Here is a 14,783-nt window from a genome sequence, read left to right on the forward strand (position 1 = left end):
CTGGCCAAAACGCCGGGCCTGGTGCTGCAAATCCGCTACGGGCGCGCGGGCCAGCTCACCCAGCCCCGGCGAGGAAGCGCTACAGCCTGCGCCTGACGCCCGGCGGCGTGCTCATCGACGCGCCCACCGGCCTGGGGGTGCTGCGGGCCCTGGCCACGCTGGAGCAACTCCCGCGCTTCGACAAAGCCGGCCGCTACTTGCCCGAGGCCGACGTAGTGGACCAGCCGCGCTTTGCCTGGCGCGGACTGCTGATTGACCCCGCCCGGCACTTCCTGCCAGTGGCCGTGGTCAAGCGCAACCTCGACGGCATGGCGGCCGTGAAGCTGAACGTAATGCACTGGCATTTGTGTGACGACGAGGGCTTTCGGGTGGAGAGCAAGCTAATGCCGCGCTTGCAGCAGGTGGCCGGCGCCACCGGCTACTACACCCAGGCGCAGGTGCGCGAGGTGGTGGCCTACGCCGCGGCGCGCGGCATCCGGGTGGTGCCCGAGTTCGACCTGCCGGGCCACACCGGGGCCCTGGTGGCGGCCTACCCGCGGGTGGCTTCGAACGACTCCATCAAGGAAGTGCCCGTGCGCTGGGGCCTGCTCAACATCGCCATCGACCCCACCAAGCCCGGCACGTACCCCTTCCTCGATTCGCTGCTGACAGAGATGAGCGGGCTGTTCCCGGACCCGTATTTCCACATCGGGGGCGACGAAAACGACGGGCGGCAGTGGCGGCGCAACCCGCGCATTGTGGCGTTCATGCGCGACAACAAGATGCTAAAAGCCGGCACAGCCGACGTCGTGGACAAGCACCAGCTCCAAACCTACTTCAACCGCAAAATGCTGGCGATTCTCACCGCGCGCGGCAAAACGATGGTGGGCTGGGACGAAATTTTGGGCCCCGATCTACCCCAGGAAGTCGTCATCCAAAGCTGGCGCGGCGCCAAGGGCCTGAACGAAGCCGTGCGCCTGGGCCACCGCGCCCTGCTGTCGAACGGCTACTACCTCGACCTTAACTACCCCGCCGCCGCCCACTACGCCGCCGACCCGCTGCCCGCCGGCACACCCCTAAGCGCGGCCCAGCAGTTGCTGGTGCTAGGCGGCGAAGTGGCCATGTGGAGCGAATTTGCCGATTCCGTCATCTACGATTCGCGCGTGTGGCCCCGGGCCGCGGCGGTGGCCGAGCGGCTGTGGTCGCCCCAGGCCACCACCCAGGACGTGCCCGATATGTACCGTCGCCTAGCCCTGGTATCCACGCAGTTGGAAGGCCTGGGCCTGCAGCACCGCCGGGCCCCGGCCCAGCTGTTGCGGCAAATGGCGCCGCCCGGGGCCCTGGGGGCCCTCAGCACGCTGGCCGCCGTGCTGGAACCAGTGAAGGACTACAAGCGCCATTTCCAAGGCTTTAAGTACACCACCCAAACGCCCCTGACCCGCCTCGTGGACGCCGCCCCGGCCGAATCGGACGTGGCCCGGCAGTTTGGCACGGCCGTGGACAGCGTGCTGGCTGGCCTGGCCGCCCCCGTGCGCCCGCCCGCCCTGGCCCGGCAGCTGGTGCAACTGCGCGCCCAGTTGCTGCGCTGGCAGGCCAACGACGCGGCGCTGCAACCGATGCTGCTGGCCACCCCGGCCCTGAGCGAATACGCCCCGCTCTCGACGCGGCTGGGGGCCCTGGCCACGGTGCTGCTCGAGCGCCTCACGCAGCTAGAGGCCAACCAGCCCGCCATGCCCGTGTGGCAAATGACGGCCCGCGCCATCCTCGACGACGCCCAACTGCCCGCCGGCCAAGCCGAACTGGCCGTGGTGAAGGCCGCCCGCCGGCTGGCAGGGTTGTAGCGCCGCCAGCCAGGGCCCTGCACGCGGTTGCAGTCGGCGCGCCGCTTTTTGGGGGTGTGGCGGCCGGGGGCTTAGCTCACCGGGGCCCCAGCCACGCGCGGGCAAAGCAGTCGCTGGCCGCACCTCAGCGGCCGGCCGTGGGAATAAAAGAACCGCGGCGGACACGCAAGCAACCTGGGGCACCAGTGGCTTGGCGCGCTGGGTGGTAGTGGCCGGGCGCGTCGAGCTTTCCGGGGCGTGGGGCCCTCCTGACCGGGCGTCGGGCAGCCGTGCCAGCTCCCCGGGGCCCCGGCCAGCCTTGCGAATCAGCTGCTTGTGCCTTTATTTATGGGTCCTTCCAAAAAAACCCACCGCTTTGAAAAAACTGATGACCCTTGCCGCCGGCGTAGCGGCAGCAACGCTGGCGTTTGCCAGCCCCCGCCCGGCCTTTGCCCAAACCACCGATTCGTGGCAAAACCTGTTCGACGGCAAAACCCTGACGGGCTGGAAACGCCTGGCCGGCACGGCCGATTACAAAGTAGAAAACGGGGCCATCGTGGGCACCACCGTAATGAACTCCGGCAACACCTTTTTGGTGACGGAGAAGGAATACGGGGACTTTGCCCTGGAGCTGGACCTGATGATTGAGAGCCCGGTGAGCAACTCGGGCGTGCAGACCCGCAGCCACTTCGACACCCCGGAGCACAAGGGCGTGGTGTTTGGCCGGCAGCTGGAAATCGACCCGTCCGAACGCAGCTGGTCGGGCGGGGTGTACGACGAGGCCCGCCGCCAGTGGCTGTACCCGCTCGACCTGCACCCGGCGGCCAAAACGGCCTTCAAGGTGGGCCAGTACAATCACCTGCGGGTGGAGTGCATCGGCAACGAGATGAAGACGTGGGTCAACAACATCCCCGTGGCCTACGTGGTGGACCCCGTGGACCCCAAGGGCTTCATCGGCTTGCAGGTGCACGGCATCACCACCAAGGAGCAGGAAGGCAAGAAGGTCTACTTCAAAAACATCAAAATCAAGACCACCAACCTGAAGCCCAGCGCGTTTCCGGCGGACATCTACGTGGTCAACTTCGTGCCCAACTACCTGACGGCGTACGAGCAGCAGCACGGCTGGAAGCTGCTGTTCGACGGCAAATCGGCGCAGGGCTGGCGCAGCGCCAAGGGGCCCACTTTCCCAGCCAAGGGCTGGCAGGTGACGGAGGGCACGATGACCGTGCAGCCTTCGGCTGGCAAAGAGGCGGCCAACGGCGGCGACATCATCACGAACGCTCAGTACAAGGCCTTTGATTTGTCGTTCGAGTTCAAGCTGACGCCCGGGGCCAACAGCGGCGTGAAGTACTTCGTGACGCTGAGCGAGAAAACCGAGGGCTCGGCCATCGGCCTGGAATACCAGGTGCTCGACGACGCCCTGCACCCCGACGCCAAGCTCGGGCGCGACGGCGACCGGACGATTGCCTCGCTCTACGACCTAAAAACGTCCCTCAAGAACCCGCGCTTTATCCACCACATTGGCGAATGGAACGTGGGCCGCGTGGTGGTGTACCCCGACAACCGGGTGGAGCACTACCTGAACGGCTTGAAGGTGCTGGAGTACACCCGCGGCTCCAAGGAGTACCTGGACCTGGTGGCGCAGAGCAAGTACCACGTCTGGCCCAACTTCGGCATGGCGCCCCAGGGCCACATTTTGCTGCAAGACCACGGCAACGAGGTATCGTTCCGGAGCATCAAAATCAAGCAGTTGTAATCCCTTCCTTCCCCCCTTCCCACCCACTTTCCCCATGCTGAACGAACCCAATCCCCGCCGTCTGTTTCTCAAGCAAGCGGCCCTGGCCAGCGCTGGGGCCCTGGTGTCGCCCACGTTGGCCTGGTCGGCCAGCAGCTACAAGCGCATCATGGGCGCCAACGACCGGGTGCGGGTCGGCGTGGTGGGCTTTTCCGACCGCCACCGCAACTCGCACATGCCCAGTTTCCTCAACCACTATAAGGAGCTGAACTTCGACGTGGTGGGCGTGTCCGACATCTGGAGCAAGCGCCGCCTGGAGGGCGCGGCCCTGTGGAAGGAAAAGCTGGGCCACAACGTGGCCGCCTACCGCAACAACGACGAGCTGTACGCCAGCAAGGGCGTGGACGCGGTGTTCATCGGCACCGCCGATTTTCAGCACGCGCTGCACGCCATTGAGGCCGTGCAGGCCGGCTGCGATGCCTACGTGGAGAAACCCTTTGCCGAAACGATGGCCGACAACCGGGCCGCCCTCAAAGCCATCAAGGGCGCGAAGCAGATCGTGCAAATCGGTTCGCAGCGCCGCAGCGGCGACAACTACATCGCCGCTGAACAGTTCATCAAGTCTGGCAAGTTTGGCCCTATCAAAATGGTCGAGCTGACCTGGAACGTGAACCAGCCTGGCCGCTGGCGGCGGCCCGAGCTGGTGGCCCAGCTACGCGAGGCCGACGTGGACTGGAAGCGCTACCTGATGAACCGCCCTGCCGAGGCCTACGACCCGCGCAAATACTTGGAATATCGTTTATTCTGGCCCTATTCGTCGGGCCTGCCGGGCCAGTGGATGAGCCACCAGATTGACACCGTGCACTGGTTCACGGGCCTGGCGCACCCGCGCAGCGTGGTGGCCAACGGCGGCATTTACATGTGGAAGGACGGGCGCCGCAACTGGGACACCCTGACAGCGGTGTTCGACTACGGACCCCTGGATAACCCGGCCGAGGGCTTCCAGGTCACGTTTGGCTCGCGGATGGACAACGGGGACGAGAATCCGGCCGAAATCTACTATTCCAACGGCGGCGAGCTGAACCTGATTACCAACAAGGTTTCGCCCAAGGGCGGCCTCACCAAGCAGCACGCCGATGCTATGCACCTGGCCCCCAACCTGCTGACCGAGTTCAGCCTGGCCAACACCGCCGCGGCGGTGGCCTCGGCCAACACCGGCGGCGACGTGCTGACCTCCAACCACGTGCGCAACTGGATGGAGTGCGTGCGCAGCCGCCAGCAGCCCCACGCCCCCGTGGAGGCCGGCTACAGCCACTCCATCGCCAACATCATGACCACGGCCGCCGCCCACACCGGGCTCAAAGCCACGTTTGATGAAAAGACGCAGGAAGTGATGGTGGGCGGCAAAGTGTTCAAGTACTAGCCGCCGCGCCCCCAATGAACCGATTCACGTCATCCAGCGTCGGCGCTTTGTTGCTAGCGCTGGGGGCCCTGGCCGAAGCCAGGGCCCAAAAGGCTGAGCCCGTGCGCGTCACCCAAGACACTCAGGCCCGAAGGTGGACGTATTTGTGGGCAACAAGCTCTTCACCAGCTTCTTGTACCCCGACTCGCTGGAGAAGCCGGTGCTGTACCCGCTGCGCGCCGCCAACGGCACCGTGGTGACGCGCGGCTTCCCGCTCAACCCGCAGCCCGGCGACCCCACCGACCACCCGCACCACCTCGGCACGTGGTTCAATTTTGAGAACGTGAACGGGCTGGACTTTTGGAATAACTCCTACGCCATTCCGAAGGAGAAAAAAGGCAGCTACGGCTGGATCAAAACCGACCGGATTCTGGCTACCACCAGCGGCCCCGTTGGGGCCCTGGCCTACCACGCCAACTGGACTAACCAAAAAAATGAGGTGCTGCTGGAAGAAACCACGCGCTTCGAGTTCAGCGGCACGAGCCGGGCGCGCACCATCGACCGGATTACAACGCTGAAATCGGCCGTGGACGTGACGTTCACCGACGCCAAGGATGGGCTGCTGGGCCTGCGCCTAGCCCACGCGCTGCAAATGCCGTCGGACAAAGACGAAAAATACACCGACGACAAGGGCATCGTGACCGTGGTGAAGGCCGGCACCGACCGCACCGCCACCGGCAGCTACCTCACCAGCGCCGGCAAACGCGGCAACGACGCCTGGAGCACGCGCGGCGTGTGGTGCAAGGCGTACGGCAAAATGGGCGCCGACTCGGTCAGCGTCGCTATCCTTGACCACCCCAAAAACCCAAACTACCCCACCTTCTGGCACGCCCGCGGCTACGGGCTATTTGCAGCTAACCCGTTGGGCGAAAAGATTTTTACTGAAGGCAAAGCCGCCAAGAACCTGACGCTCAAAAAAGGCGAGTCCGTCACGTTCCGCTACTGCATCCTCATTGATGCGGGGCCCCAAACCCTATCGGCCAAGCAGCTAAATGCCGCCGCCGCGGACTTTGCCAAGCGCACCGTGGCCAGCAAATAGCCGGCGGGGGCCCTGGCCTAGCGGCCAAAGTCGTCCTGCACGCGGACGATGTCGTCCTCGTCGGAGGGCTTGTCAGCGTCGGTGTGCTGCCAGATTTCGGCCACGATGCCCCAGCCGTCGAGGCCGATGAGGCGGTGGCGCTCGCCCTGTTTCAGGGTGATTTGCTCGCCGGGGCCGTAGGAGTTGGGCTCGTGCTGCTCGTCGGTTTCGCTGGTGGCCACGGCGATGGGGCCCTGCACCACGCGCCAGATTTCGGCGCGGCGGTGGTGGTACTGCCACGAGAGGCGCTGCAAGGGCGCCACGATCAGGATTTTGGGGCTGAGCTTGCCCGAGATTTTCAGGCCCTCGATGGAGAGGCCGTCGAAGTATTTGTCGGCAAACTGCTGGGCCTGGGTTTCGTCGATCACGAAGAAACCGCCCCAGGGGCGCGTTTCGTCCTGCTTGTCGATGCCGAAACCTTCGCCGCGCAGGCGCTGGGCTACTTCCTCAAACACGAGGTGCTTTTGGGGGTCGGGGGTGCTCATAAGAAAGAAAAAGGTGAGGGAAGGGACAAAAAAACGGGCCGCCCGCCCGCGCCAAGCGCAGGCAAGCGGCCCGTAAAGATGGCAGAAATTCTTACCAGAACACCGAGTACAGGGCCACCACGATGCCGAGCACCAGCAGGGCCCCCGCCGTGAAGGTGGGGTTGGGCCGGAACATCGACGTATCGATTTCCAGGCCGCCGGTGCGGGTGGTGCGGCGGCTTTCCAGCAGGCTGATGATGACCATGCCCACGATGCAGAAGATGAACACGAAGCCCATGCGGTCGAGGAACGGAATCTCGTACACCCCGTTCACGGGCACGGCGTAGCCGAATGGGGCCAGGCCCGAGAGGTCGGCGTAGCCGGGCAGGAACTTGAGGACGACCGAGAGCAGGAAGCCGCCGATGGTGGCGAACAGGGCTGCCGACGAGGTGGCCTTCTTCCAGAAGAAGCCCAGGATGAACATGGCGAAAATGCCCGGCGACACGAAGCCCGTGTATTCCTGGATGTAGGTGAAGCCACCCTTCTTGTCAATGCCCAGGTGCGGGGCAATGAGGGCCCCCAGGATCATGGCCACCACGACGGCGATTTTGCCGGTGTTCACCAGCGTCTTCTCCGAGGCGTTGGGGTTGATGGCTTTCTTGTAGATGTCGAGCGTGAAGATGGTGGCGATGGAGTTGGCCTTGCCGGCCAGCGAAGCCACCACGGCCGCCGTGAGGGCCGCGAACGAGAGGCCCTTGAGGCCCGAGGGCAGGATGTTGAGCAGCACCGGGTAGGCGCGGTCGGGGTTCAGCTCGCCGCCCTGCATGAATTCGCCGGCACCGAACACGTTTTGCTTGTAGAGGATGAAGGCTGCGATGCCCGGCAGCACCACGATGATGGGCATCATGAGCTTGAGGAAGGCCGCGAACAGCAGGCCGCCGCGGGCCGTGGGCAGGTCGGCGCCCAGGGCGCGCTGCGTGATGTACTGGTTGCAGCCCCAGTAGTTGAGGTTCACGATCCAGAGGCCGCCGAGCAGCACCGTCAGGCCGGGCAGGTCGATGAAGCTCGGGTTGTCGGGCTTCAGAATCATGTGGAAGTGGTCGTTGGCCTGAGTGTACATCAGGTGCAGGCCGTTGAAAACGCCCGTGGTACCGAATTTCGCCGAGACCAAGTTGATGGCCAAGTAGGTGGTGGCCAGGCCGCCGAGCACCAGGAAGAACACCTGAATTACGTCGGTGTAGCCGATCACCTTCATGCCGCCCAGCGTGATGATGATGGCGAAAAAGGCCATGGCGTACATGCACACGTTGAGGTTGATGCCCGACACGGTGCTGGCCGCAATGGCCCCCAGGTAGAGAATCGAGGTCAGGTTTACAATCACGTAGAGCAGCAACCAGAACACGGCCATGATCATGGCCACCGTGCCGTTGTAGCGCTGGTGCAGGAACTGCGGCATGGTGAAAATCCGGTTTTTGAGGTACACCGGAATGAAGAACACCGCCACCACCACGAGCGTGACGGCCGCCATCCACTCATAAGCCGCAATGGCCAGGCCCATTTTGAAGCCCGAGCCCGACATAGCCACGAACTGCTCGGCTGAGATGTTGCTGGCAATCAGCGACGAGCCGATGGCCCACCACGTCAGCGAGCCTTCGGCCAGGAAGTAGTCCTTCGAGCCGCTGGCTTCGGACTTCTTACGCTGGTAAATCCACAACCCGTAGCCCGAAACGACGAAGAAGTAGATGAGAAATACGACGTAATCCGCCGTGGAGAGATAGTGTTGCTGCATACTGGAAGTGGGTGGGGACCCGCACGGGCGGGAGGATGGGACGAAAACGGCAACCAAAGACGCACAAGCCCGGCCCAATTTGACCAACTCGACTGCCTTCTAAAAGGCGAAGGTGCTCATATTTTGTAAGAATCCCCGCAAAAACCGGTATTTTTTTCGTGCTTTCCGCGGCAAACGATTCCGATAGTTGGCCCTGGTTTGGGGCCCCGGGGCCCTAGAACAGCACCGCCACCTGCATGCGCCCGGTGTGCACGGCGTTGAGACCGTTGGCTTTGCGGCCGTCGTAGGCCAGCGTCAGGTTCAGGCCGTTGCTCAGGCGCTGCTCCACGTTCAGGTTCCAAGTGAAGTTGGCGCCGCGGCGCAGGGCGTTGAGAATTTCGATGCCCACGGCCGAGTTGGGGTCGCCGTCGAAGGCCACGCGGGTGAAGCGGGTGGCGGCGGTGAGGGTGCGCTTGCTGACCTGGCTGACGCGGGTTTCGAGGCCCAGCTCATCAAACACGCCGGCCGTGCCGAAGTAGGCGTCGTCGCGCACGTTGCGGCGGCTGGTGCGCAGGTAGGTGGCGGTGAGGCGCAGGGCGGGCGAGGGCTGGTAGCTGATTTCGGGCTGCACGCTGTAGTTGAGCAGGCGGAAGTTGCGGGTGGTGGTGGCCGTGGTGAGGTAGTCGCTCTGGGCCTCGCGGATGTCGCGCGTGAGGGTGAGGCGACCCGTAACGAACTGGGCCAGGGTGCGGCGCACCAGCAGGCTCTGGGTGGCCAGGTTGCGCAGGTCGAAGCCCTGGGTGAGCAGGGTTTTTTGCTGGGTTTGCTGCACCGTGAACTCGGCCCCGAAGATGGGGTTGGAGCGGTTGAAGTACACGGTGTTGCGCATCAACTGGTTGAAGGCCAGCAGCTGGTCGTCCTGGGGCCCGTAGCCGAAGGGGCTCAGGCGCTGCACCAGGCTGGGGTTGGCGGTGCGGCGGTCCACCGTCACGCTGCTGAGGGTGGCGAAGCGCGCGGCCACCGCCCGCCAGCCGCCGGCCTCACGCCAGCCCCGCGGCGCGGCCGTGGTGAGGCGGTAGCTGAGGCGGTTGGTGAAGGCGGTGAGGTAATCGGCGGTGGGCAGGTACACCTTGATGTAGGTGCGGTACTGGGCATCAGCCGTTTGGGCCTCAAAAAACTCGCTTTTCTGCTGGATGCCGTCGTAGGGCGGCGCGTCTTGCCAGTAGTGGGTGCCCTGGCCGGCGGGCACGGCCAGGTAGGAGTAGTCGCGGCGCAGCTCGCGGCCGGTGGCCACGCTGTAGCTCAGCTCCGAGCGCACCTGGTTCTGGAACAGGCCCACGTTGTAGTCGATTTTGCCCAGCGCCGTGCGGCTCAGGGCGCTGTCGCGCTGGGCCAGGCTGCGGTAGGTAGCCACGATGCGCAGGTCCTGGGTGCGGCCAGGGCGGGCGGCCAGGCTGCCCTGCCAGGTTTGGGCGGCGCTGCGCTCGGCCAGGGCCCGGCGGTCGGCGGTGGGGCCTTGGTTGCGGCGGTAGCTGTAGTCGAGGCGGAACTTGGTGCGGGCCGAGTCGCGGCTCTGCAAAAACACGTTGTGCTCGTCGAAGTAATTCACCGTGCTGGTGCTGTCGCCGCCGGGCAGGGCCACCCGGTTTTTGTCGAAGCGGTAGGCGTAGCCCGGCACCAGGGCCCCGCCCACGTAGCGGGCCGTGCCCTCGCCCCGCGCCCAGCTGGAGTGGAAGCGCCCGGCGTCGGAATTCAGCACAAACAGCGAGCCGCGCAGCTCCAGGCCCCCAAATTTTTGGGCCCCGTCGAGCCAATGCTGGATGCCGTTCACCTCACCTGGCCGGTAGCGTTTGCTGAGGCGGTAGCTGAAACTGTTGTTCACGTTCTTCACTAACCCCACGCTGAAGTTCAAAACGTTGTCTTCGCGCGGCACGCCGCCCACGGCGTTGCCCTGCACCGTGCTGGCCGTGCTCCAGTTGCGGTCAAATTCGATGTCGCGGTAGCGGTCAATCGGGGCAAAGCGCGGGGCCGTGTACTCGTAGTCGAGGGCCGAGCGCACGCGGTAGTCGCGCAGGCCGGGCAGGTTCAGGTGGCGGTCATGCACGACGTAGCCCACGCGCACGGCCCCGCCGCGGTCGCTCTCGGGCGAGAAGCGGTTGCGGTCGAGCCGCGAGGTGGCCGCGTCCACAAACACGGTGGCCCCGCGCGCCACTTCGTAGCTGGCCCCGGCGCTCACCAGCTGCTTGAGTTGGGGCGTGGGCAGGCGGCGCACGGGCTGGTAGCGCCCCTGGCGCACGCCGCCCACGGGGGCCACGTACTCGTACACGCGCCCGTTGGCGGCCACAAACCGGGTGCTGGCCACATAGTCGCCGTTGCCCTGGCCCAGGTCAGTGAAGCGCACCGTGTACACGCCGCGCGTAGAGTCAATGGGCGAGGTGGCCCCCACGTAGGTGAACACGGCCACCGGCACCAGGGCCCCCGGCGGCAGCAGCACGTCGCGGTGGTACTGCACAATGGTGCGGTTGAAGGCCGTGGAATCGCCGCCCGGCGCGTCCACGGCGGCCACATTGCCGGCGGCGCGCAGGCGCAGGCGGTCGGCGGGGCTCAGCTCCAGGTTGGCGGCGTTGTCGGGGTTGTCGGCTTCCTGGTAGTAGTTGGCGTGCAGGCTCAGCTTACCCACTTGCTGGTAGTGGCTCAAGGCATACAGCGAGCGGGAGTAGTTGAGGTCAGAGTATTCGAAGTCAATCTTGATTCGCGAGTTGCGGGTGATGAGGTGGCGCGGCGTGAACGTGACCTCGGCCAGGTTGTAGTCGATGGTGTAGTCCGCGTCGTAGCCCCGCACCTGCAAGCGGCCATCCAGGTACACGCGCTCCGAGTTGGCCAGCACGATGATGTACTGCTCGCCGTTGGGCCCCACGAGGCGGTAGGGGCCCTGCACGTTCTCGAGCGGAGCCACCTCCAGGCTGGCAAATTTGCCCTTGGCCACCCCGCCCGCCACGGCCGTGGACGACTGCCAGGCCAGGCCCTTGGCGGTGCGCCCGCTGGCCGTGGCGGTGGCCCCGGCCAGCGGCACCTGCCGGTTGGGATCGGCCAGCTGGGGCTGGCTAATGGTGGCGGGGTTGAGGGTGGGCACCGCGCCCCCCGGGGCCACCGGCAGCTGCCCAGGCTGGCCATTCAGGAACACCGTGTTGGCCACGCCCTGGGCTGCGGGACCGCTCACCAAGCCCGGCAGCGGGGGCCCAAAGTTGGCCTCCAGGGCCGCGCCCTGGATGTTTTTGTAGTAGCGCAGGAAGTAATCGGGCTTGTTGCGCAGCACCACGTCGCCGGCCGTCAGGCTGCCCTGCTTGCTGGTGAGGGTGATGTAAATCTTGTCGAACTGCTGGAGCTGCTGGGTGTTGCCCTCGGGCTGGAACGGCACGTTCTGGTCGGAAATGGCCGCCGTGAGGTGGATGCCGTCCGTGAGCTGGCCTTCCAGTTGCAGGTTCAGGGCCGAGTTCACGAACACGTTCTGGGTATTGCCGAAGCTGACGCCCCGCGCCAGGTTGCCGGTTTTGCTGATGCCCGGCGTGTTGAGGATCTGCTCCTTCACCGAAAAATCCTCGTACCCGATGGGGGCCCGGCGGAAGTCCAGGCTGTCCATCAACCGCAGGGGCCGGCGAAAGCGGGCCGCCTCCAGCCGCAGCGGCAGCACCCGGTAGCACAGCAGCACCGAATCGGGCCGGGGGGCCCCGGCGCTGTCGCGCGGGGCGGGGCGCACCCAGCGGTAGCGGCCCATGCGCGCGTCGTAGGGCACGGCGCGGCCGTCGGCGGCCGTCACCGAGGCGGGCACGATGGTCAGCGTATCGGCCAGGGCAAAGTCAGTGGTGTCGCGGCCCAGGGCCAGGCGCAGGTAGCGGCAGCGCCGGCTGCTGGGTGGCGGCACCGCGGTGGTGGCCATGCGCGGGGCCCCCACGATAGGCGCAGCTGTGGCTGGCGCGCCGAGTGCCGGGGCCCCCAGGGCGGGCGTGCCCAGGGCTGGCGTGCCCAGGACCGGGATGCCCAAGGCTGGCGCGGGCACTGGAGCCCCCGGCGCGGCGGGCAGGGCCGGTTTTTCCTGGGCCTGGGCCTCCAGCGCGCTCAGCACGGCCCACACCGCTGCGAGCAGGCCCAGCCAGGGAAAGCGCATACGGTACAGGTGGGCCATGCAGTAAAGGTCGGAACGCGGCCGTAACGCCGTCGAGCCGGGGTTTCGTGCCAAGGCTCATCCATTCACCGCAAAATGTCCGGCTGGCCCGGGCAAAATCAGTTCCGCACGCTAACGCCACCAGCAGGTGCGCAGTTAGTCCTCGACCTCGGCCCGCCCCTGGAATACCTGCAACTCGAGCCGGCCCACCACCGGGGCCGGAAACTGAACGGCCACTGCGTCGGTGTGCGTACTGGCTTGCCCCACATGCGCCACGTAGCGCTGGCCACAGGCTAGAGCGCATGGCCAGGGCCTTCAGCCTAGCGTTTCACTGCCCCCAACGGCTTGTCCAGCAGCGCACAGTACGGGCAACGCTTGCGGATGTCGTCCGTCCCGGCGATGCGGTCGGCGGGGCAATGCGCTGGCCAATGGGACACGCGTCGTTGTCGTGCCACAGGTCTTCTAGGGCAATGCCTTGAAACAGGGAATAGAAAGGGCGGACGCGTGTAGCCAGAAATGGTGGTCCGAATGCAAGGCAACGTACTTAGAAACAGCTGAGCTTAGTAAAATTTCGCGCACTATTCGACTGGTACACAATATAATAACTCAGCTTTGGGCAGCATCCAGGGCCTGGCGCACCTCTGGCCAGCTCAATTCGCCGGCCACGTAGCGGGCATACACCTGCCGGGCGTAGTCCGTAACCCTGGCCTTTAGGCTCGGGATGGCGGTCTGCATTTGCGACAATACCCAGGCCCGCTGCTCGGGGGTCTGGGCGCTCGGGCCGAACTTGGAATTATAGGTCATGGGAGCAGGCGGAAAGATGCACCACAAAATTCGTCATCAACAAGCCGCACAGCTAGCGTTAAAACACTGATTTATTCAATATTATCGGTTATAAATACTGGTATTACAGTTATTCAAAATCATTTGCCGGCCGGGGCGGCGGCCTCAGCCCGCCAGCGGCAGCTCGATGTAAAACTGGGTACCCTCCCCCACCACCGTCTCGAACCAGATGCGGCCCCCGGCGCTCTCGATGCCGCGCTTGGCCACGGCAGCCCGATGCCCGAGCCGGTTTCCTTGGTGGTGAAGTTGGGCACGAACACCTTGGGGCGCACGTCGTCGGCAATGCCCATGCCGTTGTCGGCGATGGTGATGAGCACCTTGTGGGGGCCCTCGGCGCGCAGGGCCACGGTCTGGCGGGGCGGGCGGCCGGGCGGCACGGCCTGCTTGGCGTTCAGCAGCAGGTTGTTGAAGGTGCGGACCAGCAGGCTTTCGTCGGCAAACACGGTGAAGGTGGTGCCGTCGGGCGGCAGCTCCAGGCGCAGCTCGCCGTCTTCGTCGCCGCTCTGCCGGAACAAGTCGGCCGACTGCCGCAGCACGGCCCCCACGTCGAGGCGCTCGGGGCGCATGGCGGGCAGGTTGGTGAAGGTGCTGAAGGAGGTAGCGATGTCGCTCAGCACGTCCACCTGCGTAATCAGCGTCTGGCTGATGCGGCCGATGAGCTCTTCAGCGTTGGGGCGGCGCTCGGCAATGGCCTTCTGCAAAAATTGCAGGCTGAGCTTCATCGGCGTGAGCGGGTTCTTGATTTCGTGGGCCACTTGGCGGGCCATTTCGCGCCAGGCCACCTCTTTTTCCTGGGCGGCCAGCTCGCGGCGGCTGGCCTCCAGCTTGCCGATCATGGCGTTGTACTCGCGCACAAGCAGGCCAATCTCGTCGTCGCTGCTGCGGTACGGAATCGGCTCATTCTCGCCCGTCAGCGTGGTGCGCGTAAGCCGCTCGGTGATGCGCTTAAGCGGCGCCGTGAGCTGGCGCGCCGCCACAAAGGCCAGCCCCAGAAACAGCAAAAACATGAGCGTCACGATGTTGAGCAGCGTCGTAAACAGCCCCGTGAGCTTGGTGTCGAGGTTCTTGGCAGAGTCGAAAAACGGAATGCCCACGTAACCAACAATGGGCCCCGCCGCGTCGTCGGGCAGCAACTCATCGTCGGCCAGCACGCGGCGCCGGGCCCCGGCCAGCGGGTAGCCGACGCTGTCGGCCACCTCGCCCACGCTGGCCCGCACCGGCAGGTACAAAGCCGTAAAGGCCAGCGAGCCGGCCTGCTCCGTGAGCAGGGCCCGCGGGGCCCCGCGCTCGCGCAGGGTGGCCACGGCCTCGGGGTTGAGCAGGGGCCCCAGCAGCCCGGCCTCGAAGATGAGGGCTGGCGTGCTGGCCAGCAGCGCGGGGCCCCGCGCTCGCGCAGGGTGGCCACGGCCTCGGGGTTGAGCAGGGGCCCCAGCAGCCCGGCCTCGAAGATGAGGGCTGGCGTGCTGGCCAGC

Annotated in this window: 9 protein-coding genes; 4 read left to right on the top strand and 5 right to left on the bottom strand. The window is 65.6% G+C overall.

Features of this window, described 5'->3' with window-relative positions; translation table 11 throughout:
- The first annotated feature begins 107 nt into the window (after positions 1–107).
- The 4 genes from BEN49_RS02540 to BEN49_RS02555 all read left to right on the top strand — a co-directional run bounded on the left by BEN49_RS02540 (position 108) and on the right by BEN49_RS02555 (position 6,035).
- Complete coding sequence (locus BEN49_RS02540; RefSeq protein WP_070740317.1) at positions 108–1,820, top strand: family 20 glycosylhydrolase; 1,713 nt, start codon at positions 108–110, stop codon at positions 1,818–1,820.
- 367 nt (positions 1,821–2,187) lie between these two features.
- Positions 2,188–3,555 carry a 3-keto-disaccharide hydrolase gene (locus tag BEN49_RS02545; RefSeq protein WP_070740339.1) on the top strand — a complete coding sequence of 456 codons (1,368 nt, stop codon included), beginning with the start codon at positions 2,188–2,190 and terminating at the stop codon, positions 3,553–3,555.
- Between the two features lie 34 nt (positions 3,556–3,589).
- Positions 3,590–4,957: a Gfo/Idh/MocA family protein gene (locus BEN49_RS02550; protein WP_070740320.1), complete on the top strand. Its 1,368-nt coding sequence runs from the start codon at positions 3,590–3,592 to the stop codon at positions 4,955–4,957.
- Between the two features lie 133 nt (positions 4,958–5,090).
- The gene (locus BEN49_RS02555; RefSeq protein ID WP_204376033.1) at positions 5,091–6,035 is read left to right on the top strand and encodes a DUF6807 domain-containing protein; all 945 of its coding nucleotides are present in this window, start codon (positions 5,091–5,093) and stop codon (positions 6,033–6,035) included.
- Between the two features lie 17 nt (positions 6,036–6,052).
- Here BEN49_RS02555 and BEN49_RS02560 read toward each other — a convergent pair whose 3' ends face one another.
- The 5 genes from BEN49_RS02560 to BEN49_RS02580 all read right to left on the bottom strand — a co-directional run.
- The gene (locus tag BEN49_RS02560) at positions 6,053–6,559 is read right to left on the bottom strand and encodes a cupin domain-containing protein (RefSeq protein ID WP_070740323.1); all 507 of its coding nucleotides are present in this window, start codon (positions 6,557–6,559) and stop codon (positions 6,053–6,055) included.
- A gap of 91 nt (positions 6,560–6,650) precedes the next feature.
- Positions 6,651–8,327, bottom strand: coding sequence for a sodium/sugar symporter (locus tag BEN49_RS02565; protein ID WP_070740326.1), 1,677 nt, complete (start codon positions 8,325–8,327; stop codon positions 6,651–6,653).
- A gap of 214 nt (positions 8,328–8,541) precedes the next feature.
- On the bottom strand, positions 8,542–12,471 hold the full coding sequence (locus BEN49_RS02570; RefSeq protein ID WP_125916446.1) for a DUF8818 domain-containing protein: 3,930 nt from the start codon (positions 12,469–12,471) through the stop codon (positions 8,542–8,544).
- Between the two features lie 603 nt (positions 12,472–13,074).
- Complete coding sequence (locus tag BEN49_RS02575; RefSeq protein WP_070740332.1) at positions 13,075–13,272, bottom strand: hypothetical protein; 198 nt, start codon at positions 13,270–13,272, stop codon at positions 13,075–13,077.
- Positions 13,273–13,391: 119 nt separating this feature from the next.
- Positions 13,392–14,783: sensor histidine kinase (locus BEN49_RS02580; protein WP_125916448.1), on the bottom strand; the 1,392-nt coding region annotated here is incomplete at its 5' end.

The sequence above is a fragment of the Hymenobacter coccineus genome, assembly GCF_001816125.1.
Taxonomy (GTDB): Bacteria; Bacteroidota; Bacteroidia; order Cytophagales; family Hymenobacteraceae; genus Hymenobacter; species Hymenobacter coccineus.

What these genes read in the sequence shown, in the direction of transcription:
- BEN49_RS02575 (WP_070740332.1), bottom strand. Translation starts at nt 13,272, where the DNA reads ATGACCTATAATTCCAAGTTCGGCCCGAGCGCCCAGACCCCCGAGCAG.
- BEN49_RS02550 (WP_070740320.1), top strand. Translation starts at nt 3,590, where the DNA reads ATGCTGAACGAACCCAATCCCCGCCGTCTGTTTCTCAAGCAAGCGGCC.
- BEN49_RS02565 (WP_070740326.1), bottom strand. Translation starts at nt 8,327, where the DNA reads ATGCAGCAACACTATCTCTCCACGGCGGATTACGTCGTATTTCTCATC.
- BEN49_RS02560 (WP_070740323.1), bottom strand. Translation starts at nt 6,559, where the DNA reads ATGAGCACCCCCGACCCCCAAAAGCACCTCGTGTTTGAGGAAGTAGCC.
- BEN49_RS02570 (WP_125916446.1), bottom strand. Translation starts at nt 12,471, where the DNA reads ATGCGCTTTCCCTGGCTGGGCCTGCTCGCAGCGGTGTGGGCCGTGCTG.
- BEN49_RS02545 (WP_070740339.1), top strand. Translation starts at nt 2,188, where the DNA reads ATGACCCTTGCCGCCGGCGTAGCGGCAGCAACGCTGGCGTTTGCCAGC.